At 37.5% G+C, this 19,089-nt stretch carries 16 protein-coding genes and 1 pseudogene; 16 read left to right on the plus strand and 1 reads right to left on the minus strand.

Features of this window, described 5'->3' with window-relative positions:
- Nucleotides 1-70: 70 nt before the first annotated feature.
- The 6 genes from ABH960_RS21010 to ABH960_RS21035 all read left to right on the plus strand — a co-directional run bounded on the left by ABH960_RS21010 (nt 71) and on the right by ABH960_RS21035 (nt 8,046).
- The gene (locus ABH960_RS21010; RefSeq protein ID WP_404448342.1) at nt 71-1,312 is read left to right on the plus strand and encodes a metallophosphoesterase family protein; all 1,242 of its coding nucleotides are present in this window, start codon (nt 71-73) and stop codon (nt 1,310-1,312) included.
- Nucleotides 1,309-4,233 carry an ATP-binding protein gene (locus ABH960_RS21015; protein WP_404448166.1) on the plus strand — a complete coding sequence of 975 codons (2,925 nt, stop codon included), beginning with the start codon at nt 1,309-1,311 and terminating at the stop codon, nt 4,231-4,233. Before ABH960_RS21010 ends, ABH960_RS21015 begins: the two co-directional genes overlap by 4 nt.
- A 41-nt stretch (nt 4,234-4,274) precedes the next feature.
- Nucleotides 4,275-5,219, plus strand: a complete 945-nt coding sequence (yhaM, locus tag ABH960_RS21020) for a 3'-5' exoribonuclease YhaM (RefSeq protein ID WP_002011096.1) — start codon at nt 4,275-4,277, stop codon at nt 5,217-5,219.
- A gap of 389 nt (nt 5,220-5,608) precedes the next feature.
- Entirely contained in the window at nt 5,609-5,806 is a 198-nt protein-coding gene (locus ABH960_RS21025) for a hypothetical protein (protein WP_002150116.1), read from the plus strand.
- Between the two features lie 611 nt (nt 5,807-6,417).
- Entirely contained in the window at nt 6,418-7,395 is a 978-nt protein-coding gene (locus tag ABH960_RS21030; RefSeq protein WP_404448170.1) for a ring-cleaving dioxygenase, read from the plus strand.
- A 123-nt stretch (nt 7,396-7,518) separates the two neighbouring features.
- Nucleotides 7,519-8,046, plus strand: a complete 528-nt coding sequence (locus tag ABH960_RS21035; RefSeq protein WP_404448173.1) for a DUF2199 domain-containing protein — start codon at nt 7,519-7,521, stop codon at nt 8,044-8,046.
- A 58-nt stretch (nt 8,047-8,104) separates the two neighbouring features.
- On the opposite strand, the pseudogene ABH960_RS21040 reads toward ABH960_RS21035, so the two are convergent.
- Nucleotides 8,105-8,264 (minus strand): annotated as a pseudogene (locus tag ABH960_RS21040) (IS4 family transposase); the annotation flags it as partial.
- 301 nt (nt 8,265-8,565) lie between these two features.
- On the opposite strand from ABH960_RS21040, the gene ABH960_RS21045 reads away from it, so the two are divergent.
- The 10 genes from ABH960_RS21045 to glpD all read left to right on the plus strand — a co-directional run bounded on the left by ABH960_RS21045 (nt 8,566) and on the right by glpD (nt 18,987).
- The gene (locus ABH960_RS21045; RefSeq protein ID WP_404448176.1) at nt 8,566-9,108 is read left to right on the plus strand and encodes an RNA polymerase sigma factor; all 543 of its coding nucleotides are present in this window, start codon (nt 8,566-8,568) and stop codon (nt 9,106-9,108) included.
- The gene (locus ABH960_RS21050) at nt 9,105-10,283 is read left to right on the plus strand and encodes a DUF4179 domain-containing protein (RefSeq protein ID WP_404448179.1); all 1,179 of its coding nucleotides are present in this window, start codon (nt 9,105-9,107) and stop codon (nt 10,281-10,283) included. The genes ABH960_RS21045 and ABH960_RS21050 overlap by 4 nt, the downstream gene beginning before the upstream one ends.
- Nucleotides 10,284-10,694: 411 nt before the next feature.
- Nucleotides 10,695-11,567, plus strand: a complete 873-nt coding sequence (locus ABH960_RS21055; RefSeq protein WP_215560241.1) for an alpha/beta fold hydrolase — start codon at nt 10,695-10,697, stop codon at nt 11,565-11,567.
- Between the two features lie 77 nt (nt 11,568-11,644).
- A complete protein-coding gene (locus ABH960_RS21060) occupies nt 11,645-11,845 on the plus strand; it encodes a sporulation YhaL family protein (protein ID WP_002087191.1) in 201 nt (66 codons plus the stop codon).
- A 212-nt stretch (nt 11,846-12,057) separates the two neighbouring features.
- Complete coding sequence (locus ABH960_RS21065) at nt 12,058-13,254, plus strand: oxalate decarboxylase family bicupin (RefSeq protein WP_050001273.1); 1,197 nt, start codon at nt 12,058-12,060, stop codon at nt 13,252-13,254.
- A gap of 273 nt (nt 13,255-13,527) precedes the next feature.
- Nucleotides 13,528-13,977, plus strand: a complete 450-nt coding sequence (locus ABH960_RS21070) for a helix-turn-helix domain-containing protein (RefSeq protein WP_404448183.1) — start codon at nt 13,528-13,530, stop codon at nt 13,975-13,977.
- Nucleotides 13,978-14,057: 80 nt separating this feature from the next.
- Nucleotides 14,058-14,618 (plus strand): glycerol uptake operon antiterminator GlpP, encoded by a 561-nt coding sequence (gene glpP, locus ABH960_RS21075; RefSeq protein ID WP_000394293.1) that lies wholly within the window; start codon nt 14,058-14,060, stop codon nt 14,616-14,618.
- A 228-nt stretch (nt 14,619-14,846) separates the two neighbouring features.
- Complete coding sequence (gene glpF / locus ABH960_RS21080; protein ID WP_002030197.1) at nt 14,847-15,668, plus strand: glycerol uptake facilitator protein GlpF; 822 nt, start codon at nt 14,847-14,849, stop codon at nt 15,666-15,668.
- Nucleotides 15,669-15,680: 12 nt separating this feature from the next.
- Nucleotides 15,681-17,171 carry a glycerol kinase GlpK gene (gene glpK / locus ABH960_RS21085; RefSeq protein ID WP_016094611.1) on the plus strand — a complete coding sequence of 497 codons (1,491 nt, stop codon included), beginning with the start codon at nt 15,681-15,683 and terminating at the stop codon, nt 17,169-17,171.
- 133 nt (nt 17,172-17,304) lie between these two features.
- Nucleotides 17,305-18,987 (plus strand): aerobic glycerol-3-phosphate dehydrogenase, encoded by a 1,683-nt coding sequence (gene glpD / locus ABH960_RS21090; RefSeq protein ID WP_404448187.1) that lies wholly within the window; start codon nt 17,305-17,307, stop codon nt 18,985-18,987.
- The last annotated feature ends 102 nt before the right edge of the window (nt 18,988-19,089 follow it).

Here is a 19,089-nt window from a genome sequence, read left to right on the forward strand (position 1 = left end):
AAGGGGAAGTTTTATGGGCACTAGATTTACTATTCGTAGTAAAGTACGGAAAAAGAAAGGATCGTTATTTGTGAAACAAGTGAAGTTTATACATGCGGCTGATTTGCATTTGGATAGTCCGTTTAAAGGAATGGAAATGAATGTTGCGCATTCTGTTTGGGAGAGAATGAAGCAAAGTACGTTTGAATCGTTCGAACGTATTGTTGATAAAGCGATTCAAGAGCGCGTTGATTTCGTATTACTAGCCGGGGATTTGTATGATGCGGAGACGAGAAGTTTGAGAGCGCAAGTGTTTGTGCGCGAGCAAATGAAGAGACTGTCGCAGTACGATATCCCTGTTTTTATTATTCACGGTAACCACGATCATTTAGGGGGAAGCTGGGCAGCAATTGAGTTTCCAGAAAATGTTCATGTGTTTACGGAGCCTTATGTAGAAGAGAAATCATTTTATAAAAATGGTGAGCTATTAGCTTCTATTTACGGGTTTAGTTATTTGCAGCAAGCGGTAACGGATAATATGACAGCGCAGTATACGAAAATGAGTGATGCGCCTTTTCATATTGGCATGCTTCACGGAAGTGTGGAAGGGGATGCAGAGCATAATCGCTATGCACCGTTTCAAATTCGTGAGCTAAAAGAAAAGCAGTTTGATTATTGGGCTCTTGGCCATATACATAAACGTGAAATTCTATCAGAAGATCCATGCATTATTTATCCAGGTAATATACAAGGACGTCATCGTAAGGAAACAGGAGAAAAGGGTGCGTACCTGATTGAACTCACGAAACAAGGAACGCAATGTTCATTTTTCCATACGGCGGATGTTGTATGGGATGAGATAGAAGTAAATATTGATGGACTGGAAACTGTTGATGACCTTATGACGAGCGCGTCAAGTGCGATGAATGAATGCAGAAGAGAAGAGGAAGGTACGCTTTTAACTGTCATATTTACAGGACAGGGACCACTTTCTCCTTATTTGCGTGAAGACAAGCGCGTGGAAGAGATTTTTCATATTTTAGCAGCTGGCGAAGAGCGAAAAGACTTTGTGTATGCGATGAAGTGGAAAAATGAGACGGTTTCTTTTGCGGAAATTGAACGTTTGAAAGAAGAAAATCATTTCGTCGGTAGTGTTCTGAAAGAGTTAGAAGCTTTCACAAATATGGATGGAGTATTGCGCACGATTTGGACATCTCCTGTAGCACGTAATAGTATTGAAGCTTTTACGGAAGAAGAGAAGAAAGAGATTCAAAAGGAAGCGGAAAATATTATTTTAGAGCAATTATTCCAGCAAGAGAGGGATAAAAAATGAGAATTGAAAAACTCCATATTTATGGCTATGGAAAACTAGAAAATGTGGAAATGGATCTGTCAATGTTGACGGTACTGTACGGTGAAAATGAAGCGGGGAAATCGACAATTCGCTCGTTTATGAAAAGTATTTTATTCGGTTTTCCGACGAGAGGACAGCGTCGTTATGAGCCGAAAGAAGGCGGGAAGTACGGCGGAGCGATGACTGTTCAAACAGAGAAGTACGGCCGTTTAAAAATTGAACGATTGCCAAAGACGGCAGTTGGTGAGGTGACCGTTTATTTTGAAGACGGGAAAACTGGCGGCGAAGCTATTTTAAACGATATATTAAGCGGTGTGAATGAAAGCTTATTTGATTCTGTTTTTTCATTTGATATGCATGGTCTTCAAAATATTCATCAGCTCGGCGAAGCGGATATCGGTAATTATTTATTTTCGGCAAGCGCAGTCGGAAGCGATGCGTTATTGCAGTTAGATAAAAAATTAGAAAAAGAAATGAATCAGCGTTTTAAGCCGAGTGGTCGTAATCCTGAAATTAACGTGTCACTGCAAGAGATGAAGAAAATTGAGGAAAAGATGAAAGAATGGCAAGGGAAGATTGGCACGTATGAAAAACAGGTCGAGCAGTTAAAAGAAAGTGAAGAGAAACTTACTTCTGTTCGTGCGGAAAAAGAGTCAGCCGAAAAACGAAAGCAAGATTATGAAATATTAGCGGCGCTTGAGCCTCTTGTTATTGAAAAGAGTGCGCACGAGAAAGTGTTAGAAAATGAGAACGGGCAGTTTCCTGTAAACGGAATGGCGCGCTATGAGGCGGTAAAGGCAAAGATAGAACCGCTCCAAGTACAAGTAGATTCACTTCAAAAAAAGATAGAAACAGTGCAATCAGAAATTGATTCCACAGAAATAGATGAAGCATTTTTACAAAAAGAAAGTTACGTAGAAGAACTTCGTATGCAGCACATGTCTTATGAAAATGCACGCCAAGAAATGCGTGATATGACGGGAAGTATTGCGAATATAAAAGAAGAAATCGCAGAACTAGAGCAACAAATTGGTGCTACTTTTGAACAAGAGACTGTTCTTTCATTTGATATAAGTTTAGCGACGAAAGAGTTAATTACGCAAACTGTGCAAAAAGCGAGAGAGTTAGAAACGCAAAAAACACAGCTTGATGAACGTTTTAAAACGGCTCAAGAGCAATTAGAAGAGCAAGAAGAAAATATAAGACAAATCAGCCAGCAAATGTTAGCTGATGAAGAAAAAAATATGTTAGTTGAGAAAGAAAAATCATTTCAGGATGCGGCATTTTTAGGAATGGGCGCAGAGAGAATGAAGCGCAAGTATGAGGAAAAAGCAGGGGCAGCTCAGCAAAAGAAAAAACAGTGGCAAAGAATTTGTCTTCTGTTACTTCTTATTAACACGCTTGTTTTATTCACGAGTCTATTTATAGATAACCGCGTGCTGTTATTTATTAGTGTGATTGTGTTTGTAGGGATTGTTTTAGCACTCGTTTTATATAAAGATCCTTCGGGTGGATTACAAGAAGAGCTTCTTACTCTTCAGCAAAGTGCTGGCGGGCGTCAAAGTGAAGAAGCGATGTCTGTTCGTTATCAGTTAGAAAAAGATGAAGAGATTCGTAAGCTATTTGAGCGTGAGTCGTATAAGTTGCAGCAAATGGAACGAGCTTATGATAAAGTCGTTTCATCGTATGAAGAATGGGAGAGAGAAACTTTCCAAATAGGAGAACAAGTAGATGCGTATAAAACGCGCTATATGTTCCCAGAATTTTATACGTATGCGCACATATTGCCGGCGTTTGAGCGTATTGAAAAAATGCAGCAATTATATCGTGATTTAGAGAAGCAAAGTAAGCGGAAATCTTCATTGTATGAAATGATTTCGCACTTTGAGCATAAACTAGAAACTGTTATCGGTAGCACGGAGTATAGCAATTTGCATGAGGCGCAAAGTCGTATGCAAAACGAGAAAGAGAAGCGCCAAACTTGTAAGCAGCTGAAAGAGAAGCTGGCGGAATGGCAAGAAGAATATGAGTTCATGCAAGAGCAATTAAAACAACTACTAGTAGAGCGAGATGGGTTATGGCATATCGCAGAATCTACAGATGAAGAGATGTTTTTAGAAGCAGGAAAATTGGCAGAGAAACGTGAAGACGCGGATAAGCAAGTGGGGCGTTTATTACCTCAAATTGATTTGTTAGAACAGCGCTTAACGAGTTTGTCATTAGCTGAGCATTATGAGGCTGACGGTTATGATGAAAAATTAAAGCAAGAAATTACAGCCGCGCAAAGCTGTCTTGCAGGGGAGAAAGAACTGACAGAGCGTATTGCGAAGCATCGAATAGAAATTGCGAATTTAGAAGAAGGCAGTACGTATGGTGATTTACTACATGAGTGGGAAATGAAAAAATCACAAGTGCGTGAACAAGTGAAGAAGTGGGCTGCTTATGCGGCCGCAAAGACAGTATTAACGAAAACGAAGCAATATTATCATGAAGTACATTTGCCGCGCATTTTACAAAAATCTGAAGAATATTTCGTGTATTTAACAGGCGGAAGATACAGTAAAATATTCTCACCGTCAGAAGCGGAACCTTTCATTGTCGAACGTAACGATGGTATGCGTTTTTACAGTCATGAACTAAGCCAAGCGACAGCGGAGCAGTTATATTTATCGTTACGATTTGCACTAGCGAAAACGTTTGAGCATGACTATCCATTTATTATTGATGATAGCTTCGTACATTTTGACGCGGTAAGGACGAATCGAACGATTGAACTTATAAAGGAAATTGCGAAAGATAGACAAGTTATCTTCTTTACATGCCATGCGCATTTACTAACGTATTTTACAGAAAATGAGATTATAAAATTAACACATAAGCGTAAAGAAAATGAGTTGTAGTATGCTATACTAAAAGTAACTGATTTGGTGGAGGAATTCGAATGAAAAAGAAAATTGTAGAATATGAAGTTGGTGAACAAGTCGATGTTTTCTTGTTAATTAAAACAGCGACAAAAGGTCTCGCAAGCAATGGTAAGCCGTTTTTAACAGTAATCTTACAAGATCCAAGTGGAGATATTGAAGCGAAGCTATGGGATGTATCACCAGAAGTTGAGAAACAATATGTAGCGGAAACAATCGTTAAAGTAGCTGGAGATATTTTAAACTACAAAGGACGTATTCAATTACGTGTGAAACAAATCCGTGTTGCGAATGAAAATGAAGTAACAGATATCTCGGATTTCGTAGAAAAAGCTCCAATAAAAAAAGAAGATATGGTTGAGAAAATTACGCAATACATATTTGAAATGAGAAACCCGAACATACAGCGTCTAACAAGACATTTATTAAATAAGCACCAAAACGAATTTTTAGAATATCCAGCAGCGACAAAGAACCATCACGAGTTCGTATCTGGACTAGCTTACCATGTTGTATCAATGTTAGATTTAGCGAAAGCTATATCAGCTCTATACCCATCGTTAGATAAAGACTTACTATATGCGGGCGTTATTTTACACGACCTTGGTAAAGTATTCGAACTATCTGGCCCGATCTCTACGACGTATACGTTAGAAGGAAATTTACTTGGCCACATCTCTATCATGGTGAACGAAATTGGTAAAGCAGCAGACGAACTACAAATCGATGCAGAAGAAGTATTAATCCTTCAGCACATCGTCCTTTCCCATCACGGAAAAGCAGAATGGGGTAGCCCAAAACCACCATTAGTAAAAGAAGCAGAAATTCTGCACTACATCGATAACTTAGATGCAAAAATGAACATGATGGACCGCGCATTAGGACGTACAAAACCAGGCGAATACACAGAACGTGTCTTTGCACTTGATAATCGTTCGTTCTATAAGCCAACTTTCCATAATTAAGATTGTGAATAGAATGGCCTCATTAAGTGTGGCATGACAATAAAATTGTTTAAAAAGATGGTGTGAAATTAAGTTTTCACACCATCTTTTATTGCCCTGATAAGGGAAGACACTGCAAACAGTTTTAAAAACCATTATTTATTCCTTGATGAGGAAAGAAATAATGAGAGAAAAAGATGTAAATCATACGGCAAATTTATATTGCATTAGCTCGTGTAAAGCTAATGGATGAGGGTCTGTTGTTAATAAAAAAACGGATCTTAAACAAAACAATTCTTTTACATATCATGTGATGCAAGAAAACGTGTTCGTTGATTGGAAATCTTTTGTAGAGTATTCTAAATATAGAGTTGTAGTAGGAATATTCTTTTAAGGAGAGTGATTACTTTATGCTAGGAAAATGGATGGATAAAGTAAGAGAACCTAGATGTATACACAATTATAAATTTATTAAAACTCAGGATAGTGAAAATTTTAAAACAGGGCAGATTGGGACAGCTAATATTTATAAGTGCGAAAAATGTGGTAAAGAAAAGGTTGATTATAAATATAACAGTGATATAAATAGTGATTTTTGGAATATATAAAGTGAAACTATAATCAGTGGGGGTTTTGCTCATCCCCCACTGATTATTAGCCCTCACCAATCGGGCGTTTACGGGCAGTGGGATCTCCCACCTAACTTCTTCGCTCCAGCCGAATTTTGAGGTGGAAGTCTTACTGCCCGTTAATGCGGGATAAAATAAATCATTTAATGAAACAGAGAATTACTAATATTAATTATTCGCTAAAATTACAAGTTATTGTAAGGATATTTAACTATTAAAGAATTTTAATAGCCTATGATTAGTTCATTGATCGTAGGCTATTTATTTTGGCGAGTGAAAAGGTTTTATTACCAGTAGATATGAAAATAATTACGCCACAAAACATATAGCATTTTAAACTAATACTGAGATATTAAAAATTATCTCGAATTCAAGATAATTTACTTGCTTTTTAATCACTTGAGTTGTAAAGTGAAAGTAACGAAAGGAATTATTACTTTCGGACGAATCGTTTTACACATTGAATTATTTTTTTAACTATCACTTGACTAGTAAAATGAAATGATTACTTTTATAAATACACGCTTTGTTGACCAGCGAGCAAAAATAAAACAGTTAAATATAAATTAAAACTATTGGAGGAATATAAAATGAACCAATTAAAAGGAATACACCACGTTACAGCAATTACAAGTAGTGCAGAAAAGAACTATGAATTTTTCACTCACGTTTTAGGAATGCGTTTAGTTAAAAAAACAGTAAACCAAGATGATATTCAAACGTATCATTTATTCTTTGCAGATGATAAAGGTAGTGCAGGAACAGATATGACATTCTTTGACTTTCCGGGCGTTCCGAAAGGAGTACACGGTACAAATGAAATTTCAAAAACTTCGTTCCGAGTTCCAAGTGATGCGGCATTAGCATATTGGGTGAAACGTTTTGACCGTCTTGAAGTGAAACATACTGGAATTAAAGAGCAATTTGGTAAGAAAACTCTTTCTTTCGCTGATTTTGATGATCAACACTATCAATTGATCTCAGATGAATTTGATAAAGGCGTGGAATCAGGTACACCTTGGCAAGACGGGCCAGTCCCATTAGAATATGCAATTACTGGCTTAGGACCTGTATTTATTCGTATCGCGAACTTTAGTTATTTCAAAGAGGTGCTAGAAAAAGTTCTATTATTTAAAGAGATTGCTCAAGAAGGAGAGTTCTACTTATTTGAAGTGGGTGAAGGTGGAAACGGTGCCTCTGTCATTGTAGAACATAATACGGTTCTTCCTGAAGCACAACAAGGTTTTGGTACAGTGCATCATGCAGCATTCCGCGTAGAGGATCGCGCTGTATTAGAAGAGTGGATTGAGCGACTAAGTCGAGTTGGACTCCCTTCATCTGGTTATGTAAATCGTCACTTCTTTGAGTCATTATACGCAAGAGTTGCGCCGCAAATTTTATTCGAGTTTGCGACAGATGGCCCTGGTTTTATGGGAGATGAGCCTTATGAAACGCTTGGAGAGAAATTATCTTTACCTCCGTTTTTAGAGCCAAAGCGTGAAGAAATTGAGAAGTTAGTTCGTCCGATTGATACAGTGAGAAGTACGAAGGAGTTTATTAAAGAGTAAAAATAGAAATAATAAGTAGAAGAGCAAGTAGTTTTAGCTGATAGCTGGAATTGCTTGCTTTTTTTATTTTCACTTTATAAGTATTTTGATAGAATGTATGTATGAAATTGATGGAGGAATAAAATGACGAAAATTAGTGGGTATACTTGTAGATGCTGCGATACATATCATGAAGAAATTCCAACGAGTTATGGATCATCAGCTCCTGTTTATTATTATGATGCTGAACCTGAAGAGCGAGAAGATAGATTTGAAATGAACGATGATTTATGTGTGATGGATGGAGAACACTTCTTCATTCGAGGGAGTATTGAAATTCCTATCATTGGTACAGATGAACATTTCATATGGGGTGTATGGGTTTCGTTAAGCGAAGCGAATTTTGATAAGGTGAATGAATTCTGGGATAAGCAACAATTATTAGAGCCGATGTTTGGTTGGCTTTCGACAGATTTACCATATGAGTTGGAGACAGTAAGCTTGAAAACGATGGTTCATCCGAGAGCAGATGGTATTCGTCCTTATATTGAACTGGAACCGACAGACCATCCTCTAGCAGTGGAGTTTAGAGAAGGAATAACGATGGAACGGGTACAAGAAATAGCTGAACAACTTTGCATAAATAACGATGATGATGAAAAAGAGTGCTGATGTCTGTTCGGCGCTCTTTTTTCATCATATGAAAATTAAGAGTGGAAACAAAGTGTACTATTTCATAAACCTGTCTTGGTTTTAAGGTATCCATAATGTGCTCTAAATTAACTTTGATGTAATAAGATTGTTTTTATGGTTCTAATTCGACAGTATTCAGGAAATACATTTTTGATATACACCCTATTGTTTAACTTGAGCCGAGATATAATAAGAATCATGAACATTGTACTTAAAGTAACCTTAGTTCGGGTATTCGCTGAGCCAAGGTTATTTTTATCCCGCTTTAATGGGCAGTAAGACCCCCACCTCAAAATTCAGGGAAAGCAAAGAAGTTAGGTGGGGGATCAACTGCCCATAAAAGCCCGATTGGTTCAACTGATAATCAGTGGGGGGATGAAGAACCCCCCACTGATTAAAGTTTCACTTTATTTAGAATTTCGTGCAACCATTTTAAAGTATATACAGTCTAATAGTTATATAAAACATAAATGGTAGATTTCTAAGGGGGAATTTAAAATGGAGCTGCTCATAAAGCGGGCTCAAAAAGGTGATGAGGAAGCCTTTATTGAGGTAATTGATATATTAATGCCACAAATCTATAAGGTGGCAAAAGCACGCTTGAAAAATGAAGAAGATATAGGAGATGCAATACAGGAAACAATTTTGTCTGCTTTTACAAATTTAAAAAGGGTAAAAGAACCAGAGTATTTTAAAACATGGATTACGAAAATATTAATGAATAAATGTAATGATATAGTACGAAAAAATAAAGTTTTATATGTGGATGATTATGGAAAAGTACAGGGAGATCAAATCGTAAAAGACAATATTGAACAAAAGCTTGAATTTGACAATCTGCTTAGTTATTTAAGTGTGGAGTATCGTTTAGTAATTGTACTCTATTATGTAAATAAATTTAAAACAAAAGAAATTGCAGAGATTTTAAATGAAAAAGAAGGAACAATCAAATCAAGACTACATAGAGCAAGGCAACAGTTAAAAGAATATTATTTAAAAGAAGACTGGGAGAATGTAAACAATGGGGGGAATTTAAAATGAATGATCAATTCGAGCATAAATTAGAAAAAGCATTAAATGATGATGTAACAATTCCTACTAGTGTTTTGAAGAAAAAAGAACTTGCTTTTGAAGAAATTAGAAAAAGTAAGAAACAAAAACAAACATCCTCCCATAAAAAAATAGTTGCAGCAATGATAGCAGGGTTAACGATTGTTGGAGCAAGTGTCGGAGTTGGCGTGTATGGTGATTCAGCATTAGCTGTGGTAAAGGAATTCTTTTTTGCGAAAGATCAGGGAGTTCAAAAAGCGGCAGATAATGGGTATATACAAAAAGTAGATGAGAATAATGTGATGAAAGATAATGGGGTTACAATCCAAATTAAAAATGTACTGTATGATAAATCTAAAATAGCAGTTTCCTTACAATTGAAATTTGAAGATAAAAGTTTAATAAGTAAATTGACAGATTTAAGAATGAAGTACGATTTAACAGATGATAAAGGACGATATATAGAGAAGGCGGAATACACAGAAGGGTTAACAAATGAAAATAGTAAGATGTTGGGAGGTAGCGAATGGAGTATTCAGGCAGGTGAAGAAGAGGGAGAAATAACTTATAATTTAATATTCCATCCTATGAATTCAATTGATAACATTGATAGTCTAAACTTTAATATTAGTTCTATATCTTTGTTTACGCCATTAGAAAATAAAGATGTTTCTTACAGGACAGTAGCAGAATCTCAATCAAATACTGTAAAAGAAAATATAGAAGTTTGGCATCAGAATGGTATGCAGCTTAATAAGGAAATTCAAGGGAAGTGGCAAGGGGAAATAAAATTAGACTCGAAGTTTAAAGGAAATCAAGAGATTCATTTTGTTCCTAAACAACAACCTGAGTCTGTAAAAATAGTGTCTGCAGAAGTACTACCAACAGGGACAAGTATTACATTTGAACGTGATACTTTTGGAGATGAGGAAGAAATAAAACGTCAGATAAAGACAATTGATAGTGTTATTCTTATGGATGAAAAAGGGAAAACATATAAGTCAACGTTGAAGGGGTACTCAAGAGCTGGGGATAATGGGAAAGTAATTAAGGTGAAAACGTTTGATGTTACTACTTTTGATAATGTGAATCATTTTAAAGTATTATTAAAAGATGGTGATGGAAAAGATGTTGTAATCGATTTAGCTCGTGAAGAGAAAAAATAAAGTATATGATAAAAAACGCAAACTTCTAATCAAAAGAAGCTTGCGTTTTTTATTAACTAAAAGAAGTAAGGGACACTAAGTATAGTGATAACAAGCCTTCTTTCGGATATCCAATTGTCCGACCAAGTCAAAGGAAGCTAGCACCAAATAGCGCTGAGCAAACAATTTTTGATGGTTCATCTCACACTGATTATTAGCTCACACTAATCGGACTGCCCGTTAACGCAGATAAAATAATTGACTTACTTTTTATATGTAACTATAATAGTTACAAAGTGACCATTAGTAGTGGCATTGAGTAATATTTTTTAATATAATTGTAACCGATGTAGTTACAATTAAAAAGAGAACATAAAACAACCAAAAAATGTAAAAACTTTAAATAGCAGCATGAGAAAGGAGACGGGAATTTTGAAACGGTTTAAGTTTTATATGATTAGCGGTATTGTACTCGTTTTGTTAATAGTATGTAACTTCGTTGATAAGCCGATTGCGAAGGTTGAAGAAGTGAAAGATACTGTTATGATGAAGATAAATACGAAAGAGAGTATGGCGCAGATTGATGGACAGACGATTTATTTTAAGCAAATTGGTGAGGGGAAACCGCCCTTACTTATGCTTCACGGGTTCGGTGGTTCTTCAGATGGGTTTAATGATATTTATCCGGAACTTGTAAAGGATCATACGATTATTGCGGTTGATATTTTAGGGTTTGGGCGTTCTTCTAAGCCGATTGATTTTCAGTATTCGTTTCCCACACAAGTGAATTTATATTATAAGTTAATGAAGAAACTCGGATACGATCAATTCGCAGTACTTGGTCATTCGATGGGCGGAGAGATGTCTCTAAATTTAGCGTATTTATATCCGGATGCAGTAACGCATCTCGTTTTAGCGGATTCTACAGGAATAGAGTCTTTCCAGCAAAAAGAAAGTTATGAAGTGCCGCCACTATCGACAGACTTACAAACTGTAACAGAGATTACGGATTATAATAAAAATGAAGTGAAAAATAGTCGCGATGATAAAGAGCATTATGATCAGCTTACGAAAATGAGAGAGCGCCGCATTGCGATGGAAGCAGATAAAATTAAGGTACCGACTTTAATTATATGGGGACGACACGATAAGAGTGTTTCTTGGAAAAATGGTGAACTGTATCATGAGCTATTTGCAAATAGTACGTTCCATATCATTGAAAAAGGATACCACGCACCGTTTCGCCAGGAACCAATAGAGTTTATGGAATATGTACAAGCGTTCTTCGCGAAGAATCCACAATAAAATTTTAAGCATAAAACCACTTCTTTCCTCATAAAGTGAAACTAATAAGGCTTGTCTAAGGAAAGGGATGAACGAAAGTGGAAACTTTACCATGGTGGATTTATCTTGTAATCATTGGGATTGTACTAAGTGGCTACATGGTTTTATATACTTCGAAAAAAGAGCAAGAGATGGATAATGATTTTATCGAAAAAGAAGGCGAAGTATATATGAAGCGCTTAGAAGAAGAACGAGAGAAACGGAATCAGGATAGTGATAAAGATTCGGTATTGCTTTAATAGAAACTTGTAAAGAAGAGAAAGGGATTTCTCTTCTTTTTTATATGTTAGTTTGCTGGATACTCCCTTTTAAATTAAGATCGCATCAAGATTTAGCGGATTGTTAAGGCAGAACCCCTTGTATCCATAGTCACAGTAACCATCCAAAGCCCAATTCATATACTATGCTGGAGGCTTTTTACTTAATAATCGGATGAAAAAGGAGTGTAATGATGAAAAAACGTACTGTTAATGAAGCGGGAGGGAGTATACCACAGCCAATCCGTAGCGATGGAGCTGGTGCGATAGATTCTGGACCTCGTAATGTTATGCGGGATATTCAAAATCCGAATATGCTCGTTCCGCCTATAACTGATGCTGGCTTAGTTCCTAACTTGAAATTTTCGTTCTCAGACACTTCTATGATTTTAAAACACGGTGGGTGGTCCCGGGAGATTACTGTTAGAGAACTTCCGGTTTCGACTACGATTGCTGGTGTAAATATGAGTTTAACGGCCGGAGGAGTACGTGAACTCCATTGGCATAAACAAGCAGAATGGGCATATATGCTTTTAGGAAAGGCACGCATAACTGCCGTTGACCAAGAAGGGCGAAATTTCATTGCTGACGTTGGTCCAGGTGATCTTTGGTACTTTCCCCCTGGCATCCCGCATTCGATTCAAGGATTGGAACATTGTGAATTTCTGCTCGTTTTCGATGATGGACATTTTTCTGATCTATCTACTTTAGCTATTTCTGACTGGTTTGCACATACGCCAAAAGAAGTGTTGTCGGCTAACTTCGGAGTGCCGGAAAGTACTTTTCACTCCATTCCTTCAGATCAAGTTTATATTTATCAAGGGGAGGTACCGGGTTCGCTTGAAAATCAGGAAGTTCAGTCGCCAGAAGGAGAAGTTCCTTTAACATTTAAACATGAACTGTTAAAACAAAATCCGATTAAGACTCCTGGTGGTAGCGTCCGAATTGTAGATTCTACGAATTTTCCTATTTCCAAAACAATCGCAGCAGCGCTCGTTGAAATTGAGCCTGGTGGAATGAGAGAGCTTCATTGGCACCCGAATAATGATGAGTGGCAATATTATCTTACCGGGCAAGCGAGAATGACGGTGTTTCTTGGAAATGGTACAGCTCGTACATTTGATTATAGAGCTGGTGATGTTGGATATGTACCGTTTGCGACTGGACACTATATTCAAAACACAGGCAATGAAACATTATGGTTTTTAGAGATGTTTAAAAGTAACCGTTTTGAAGATGTATCGTTAAATCAATGGATGGCACTGACTCCTAAAGAAATAGTGGAAAGTAATGTACATGTTGGCCCGCAATTGATGGATTCTTTACGTAAAGAAAAGTGGCCTGTTGTGAAATATCCGGGTTTTTCTTATAAACCGAAAACGGATGAGTAAACATGGATATATGCGTTATTCTTTCTGGAGAACTATAGGAAGGAATGGCGTATTTTTTATGTCTAGTCCTGTCTTTACTAGTATTCGTTATTTGTATTATTGTTCGGGAAATTATTATAGAAGAAAAACATATGAAATCTGCATGACATAGAGTATGAAATGGCGCCATTTTAAAGTGTAACGCACAAGTTGCACAACCTATGCAACGATAACTAGCTTTACTCTTCATCAGTTATTTGCCCATACTAGACGTAGAGAGGTGATAAACAGAGTATGATTTTTAGTGAACGTTTAAAAGAGGAACGAGAAAAACGAAATTGGTCGCAAAATGATTTGGCTGAAAAAATTCATGTAAGTAGGCAGTCTGTTTCGAAATGGGAGACGGGAAAGAACTATCCGAGCATTGAAATTATTATTCATCTAAGTGACCTGTTCGGTATTACGATTGATGAGTTGCTGAGGAGCGATGAAGAGTTGACGCAGAAAGTAATAGAGGATAGTAAGCAATTAGCGTATCCAAAATGGAAGGTGTTTTTCGATAGTCTATTTATGATGGGCGTATTTTTGTTTATTACAAAAATCGTTGTATGGACATTAAATAAGTTTGCAGGAGCAAGCATTACAATTGTCGCAGATGCACCATATGTAATGAATTTTTTACCGCTCCTATTAATGGTTGTAGGTGGCATGGCTTCTGATAAGTTGAAGGAAATATATAGGTAATGAAAGAAATTCCCCACACTAGCTGTTCTTTCCACTTAAATTGTGTACTATAAAGGATAGATAGGAAGGGGACGTTTAGAATGGAATTTCATGAGCAAAAGATTTTGCCGGCAGTGAGGCAAATTAAAGATTTGGAAAAGCTATTACATAGTTCGTATGAGTATATTGTTATTTTAGATATTCATGTCGGTCAATTGAAGAGTGTTGTGTCACTTGCGAAGCAGCATAATAAAAAAGTATTTTTACATGTTGATTTGATCCATGGATTACAAAGTGATGGGCATGCGACGGAGTTTTTATGCCAAGAATATAAACCGTACGGGTTATTATCGACAAAGGCGAGCGTAATTATGAAGGCGAAGCAAAAAGGTGTCGTCTCCATTCAACGCATCTTTTTAATTGATTCTAGCGCAATGGAAAAGAGCTGTAATTTGCTAGAAAAGACGAAGCCGGATTATATAGAGGTGCTTCCTGGTGCGTTAACAGGTGTGATCGCTGAAGTGAAAGAGCGTACAGGTGTACCAATTTTAGCAGGTGGTTTTATTCGAACGGTAGAAGACGTTGAAAGAGCGTTAAATGCTGGTGCGACAGCAATTACGACATCGAAAAAAGAATTATGGAAACATTACCAAAAAAAGTGACGAAAATGTGAAAAAATTCTGTTGACACCGCTTTCATTAAGGGTTAACATTATAGACAAGTTAATAAACGTGACGGAGAAAAGAAGAGATCCACATTTTATTGTTTCTATATATATTATATAGAAGCATGTAAGCTGTGGATCTTTTTCTTTTGAAAAAAAACGAATGGCCATTCATTTTACCTCTATCACTTTTCGAAAGCATTTAAATTGACTGTGGAGGGATTTTATGTCAGCATTTTTAGGGGAATTAATAGGGACTGCGTTGTTAATCTTACTTGGTGGCGGCGTTTGCGCTGGTGTAAGTTTAAAGAAATCGTTTGCGAAAGATTCTGGTTGGATTGTAATTACAATGGGTTGGGGTCTAGCGGTTGCTATGGCAGCGTATGCAGTTGGATCAATTAGTGGGGCACATTTGAATCCGGCTTTAACGATAGGACTTGCTTTTAAGGGAGCGTTCCCATGGAGTGATGTACCTATGTATATCGCAGCACAAATGATTGGGGCAATTATAGGGGCAGTTCTTGTATATTTACATTACTTACCACACTGGAAAGAAACAGAAGATCCAGGAACAAAGTTAGGTGTGTTTGCAACAGGTCCAGCAATTCCGAACACATTTACAAACCTTTTAAGTGAAATGATTGGAACATTCGTTTTAGTATTTGGTATATTAGCAATTGGAGCAAATAAATTTGCAGATGGTTTAAATCCATTTATCGTAGGTTTCTTAATTGTAAGTATTGGTTTATCATTAGGTGGAACAACAGGATACGCAATCAACCCGGCTCGTGATTTAGGTCCGCGTATTGCACACTTCTTCCTTCCGATTGCAGGAAAGGGCGGTTCAAACTGGAAGTATGCATGGATCCCAGTAGTTGGTCCAATTCTAGGTGGATCACTTGCAGGATTATTCCATCAAGTTGTATTTGAAGGAAAACAAAATTCAGCACTTATTTATGTGATTATTACAACTGTGATTGTACTAGCAATCTCTTATATGACAAGTAAAAAAAGTGGAGCTACTACAAATAGTAGAAAAGTAGCATAGGGGGAAACTGATATGAAAAAATATATTCTTTCATTAGACCAAGGAACAACAAGCTCACGCGCAATTCTTTTCAATAAAGAAGGAAAAATCGTTCATTCAGCTCAAAAAGAGTTTACGCAACATTTTCCAAAGCCAGGCTGGGTTGAGCATAATGCACAAGAAATTTGGGGATCTATTTTAGCAGTTATCGCAACTTGCTTAAGTGAAGCGGATGTAAAACCAGAACAAATCGCTGGTATCGGTATTACAAACCAACGTGAAACAGCGGTTGTATGGGATAAAACGACTGGAAAACCAATTTATAACGCAATCGTATGGCAATCTCGTCAAACAGTTGAAATTTGTGATGAGTTAAAAGAAAAAGGTTATAGCGAGATGGTTCGCGAAAAAACAGGTCTTTTAATTGATGCATACTTCTCTGGTACGAAAGTAAAATGGATTTTAGATAACGTTGAAGGTGCAAGAGAGAAAGCGGAAAATGGCGAGTTATTATTCGGAACAATTGATACATGGCTTGTATGGAAATTGTCTGGCGGTAAAGCGCACATAACAGATTACTCAAATGCATCACGTACATTAATGTTTAACATTCACGACTTACAGTGGGATGATGAGCTTCTAGACATGTTAACAGTACCAAAGAGCATGCTTCCAGAAGTACGTCAATCATCTGAAATATATGGAGAAACAATTGATTATCACTTCTTCGGTCAAAATATACCGATCGCAGGTGTAGCTGGTGACCAGCAAGCAGCATTATTTGGACAAGCTTGTTTCGGTGAAGGTATGGCGAAGAACACTTACGGAACTGGTTGTTTCATGTTAATGAACACAGGCGAAAAAGCAGTAGCTTCTGAGCATGGCCTATTAACAACAATTGCATGGGGTTTAGATGGTAAAGTGAATTACGCATTAGAAGGAAGTATTTTCGTAGCAGGTTCTGCAATTCAGTGGTTACGTGACGGCCTGCGTATGTTTAAAGATGCGAGCGAGAGCGAAGTGTACGCTAGCCGTGTTGAATCAACTGAAGGTGTATACATAGTACCGGCATTCGTAGGACTAGGTACACCGTATTGGGATAGTGAAGTACGCGGCGCTATGTTTGGTGTAACGCGCGGTACGACGAAAGAGCATTTCATTCGTGCAACGCTAGAATCTTTAGCATACCAAACGAAAGATGTACTATGCGCAATGGAAGCAGATTCAGGTATTGAACTAAATACATTACGCGTTGATGGCGGGGCAGTTAAGAATAACTTCTTAATGAAGTTCCAAAGTGATATTTTAGACGTTCCTGTAGAGCGTCCAGTGATCAATGAAACGACAGCTTTAGGTGCAGCATACTTAGCTGGTCTTGCGGTTGGATACTGGAAAAACCAAGATGAAATTAAAGCACAGTGGCATATGGACAAACGCTTTGAACCAACGATGGAAGCGGAAACAAGCGAAGAGCTATATGCTGGATGGAAAAAAGCAATTGAAGCAACTAAAGCTTTCAAATAATCATAAACAGTGTTATAATGATGACAAGTTAATAATTCGGTAGGAGATTTGGAGAGACCACAACACGCTATAGAGGCGAAATCTATAGCGGAGCTTGTGGTCTCTTTTTTCGTTATCAAAGGGAGGAATTACCATGAAATTTTCAAGTAAACAACGTAAAGACGTATTAAATGGAGTAAATAAACAAGAGTTAGATGTGATCGTAATTGGTGGAGGTATTACTGGTTCTGGTATTGCATTAGATGGGGCAACACGCGGTTTATCAACGATTGTGTTTGAAATGCAGGACTTTGCAGCAGGTACATCAAGTCGTTCAACGAAACTTGTACACGGTGGTCTACGTTATTTAAAACAACTTGAAGTGAAAATGGTAGCAGAGGTGGGGAAAGAGCGTGCGATCGTATATGAGAACGGTCCCCATGTAACAACACCAGAGTGGATGTTACTTCCGTTCCATACAGGCGGCACGTTCGGGTCATTTAGTACATCAATTGGTCTTCGTGTATACGACTTCTTAGCAGGCGTAAAACGAAGCGAGCGCAGAAAGATGTTTAACCGTGAAGAAACGCTAAATAAAGAGCCTCTTGTAAAACAAGAAGGATTAAAAGGCGGCGGTTACTACGTAGAATATCGTACAGATGATGCGCGTCTTACAATTGAAGTAATGAAAGAAGCGATTGAACACGGTGCGAAAGCTGTTAACTACGCAAAAGTAGACAGTTTCTTATATAAAGATGGAAAAGTATGTGGTGTACGTGTAAGCGATTTACTAGACGGAGAAGTGTACGAAGTTTACGGTAAGAAAATTGTAAACGCAGCTGGTCCTTGGGTAGATACACTTCGTGAAAAAGATAACTCTAAAAAAGGGAAAGTACTTCAGTTATCAAAAGGTGTGCATTTAGTAATTGACCAAAAACGTTTCCCATTAGGGCAAGCAATTTACTTCGATACACCGGATAAACGTATGGTGTTTGCGATTCCTCGCGAAGGAAAAACGTACGTAGGTACAACAGATACGTTCTATGATAAAGACGCAGCTGTACCGCACATGACAACAGAAGATCGCACATATATCATTAATGCGATTAATTACATGTTCCCAAGCGTGAAAATTACAGAAAAAGATGTGGAATCAAGCTGGGCTGGTGTACGTCCGCTAATCTATGAAGAAGGTAAGAATGCATCTGAAATTTCTCGTAAAGATGAAATTTGGACTTCTGAATCTGGTTTAATTACAATCGCGGGCGGTAAATTAACAGGATACCGCAAAATGGCTGAAATGGTAGTAGACTACGTAACGAATCTATTACAAAAAGAAGGCCATAGCGCATATAAGAAGAGCGATACGAAACATATGCCAATCTCTGGTGGTCATGTAAGTGGTTCACACGGATTCCCAGCATTCGTTGCGAAAAAAGCAGACGAAGGTACGAAATATGGTTTAACGAAAGTACAAGCAGAAGAATTCGCGAAATTCTACGGCTCTAACGTAGACGTACTGTTTGACTTAGCGAAAAAACATAAAGACGAAGCGAAAGAATACAACATGCCGCTAGACGTTCTAATCCCACTTGTATACGCAATGGATTACGAAATGACAGCGAAACCAGTTGACTTCTTCGTACGCCGCAGAGGCGCTGTATTCTTCAACATCCACTGGGTATACGAGTGGAAAGAAGCAGTAATCAACTACATGGCTGCGAAACTAGGCTGGAGCAAAGAAGAGCAAATGAAATACACAGCTGAATTAGAAAAAGCATTAACAGACGCTGTAATTCCTGTAGATCAACAAGAGCAGGCAGCTGCGTTAGCATAAAATAGAGAACCACCTGAAGGGGAGCCTTTAGGTGGTTTTTTATGAAATATTATTCTAACTATGTTGCATAACGACATATGTTGTTATACGATGTATATAAGG

The organism is Bacillus sp. RC252, from assembly GCF_044909215.1.
Classification (GTDB): Bacteria; Bacillota; Bacilli; order Bacillales; family Bacillaceae_G; genus Bacillus_A; species Bacillus_A mycoides.

Excerpts from the sequence above, each read along its gene's own strand:
- ABH960_RS21070 (WP_404448183.1), top strand. The coding sequence starts at position 13,528 with ATGATTTTTAGTGAACGTTTAAAAGAGGAACGAGAAAAACGAAATTGG.
- glpF (WP_002030197.1), top strand. The coding sequence starts at position 14,847 with ATGTCAGCATTTTTAGGGGAATTAATAGGGACTGCGTTGTTAATCTTA.
- ABH960_RS21050 (WP_404448179.1), top strand. The coding sequence starts at position 9,105 with ATGAATGATCAATTCGAGCATAAATTAGAAAAAGCATTAAATGATGAT.
- glpK (WP_016094611.1), top strand. The coding sequence starts at position 15,681 with ATGAAAAAATATATTCTTTCATTAGACCAAGGAACAACAAGCTCACGC.
- yhaM (WP_002011096.1), top strand. The coding sequence starts at position 4,275 with ATGAAAAAGAAAATTGTAGAATATGAAGTTGGTGAACAAGTCGATGTT.
- ABH960_RS21015 (WP_404448166.1), top strand. The coding sequence starts at position 1,309 with ATGAGAATTGAAAAACTCCATATTTATGGCTATGGAAAACTAGAAAAT.
- glpP (WP_000394293.1), top strand. The coding sequence starts at position 14,058 with ATGGAATTTCATGAGCAAAAGATTTTGCCGGCAGTGAGGCAAATTAAA.
- glpD (WP_404448187.1), top strand. The coding sequence starts at position 17,305 with ATGAAATTTTCAAGTAAACAACGTAAAGACGTATTAAATGGAGTAAAT.
- ABH960_RS21030 (WP_404448170.1), top strand. The coding sequence starts at position 6,418 with ATGAACCAATTAAAAGGAATACACCACGTTACAGCAATTACAAGTAGT.
- ABH960_RS21025 (WP_002150116.1), top strand. The coding sequence starts at position 5,609 with ATGCTAGGAAAATGGATGGATAAAGTAAGAGAACCTAGATGTATACAC.
- ABH960_RS21065 (WP_050001273.1), top strand. The coding sequence starts at position 12,058 with ATGAAAAAACGTACTGTTAATGAAGCGGGAGGGAGTATACCACAGCCA.
- ABH960_RS21045 (WP_404448176.1), top strand. The coding sequence starts at position 8,566 with ATGGAGCTGCTCATAAAGCGGGCTCAAAAAGGTGATGAGGAAGCCTTT.
- ABH960_RS21035 (WP_404448173.1), top strand. The coding sequence starts at position 7,519 with ATGACGAAAATTAGTGGGTATACTTGTAGATGCTGCGATACATATCAT.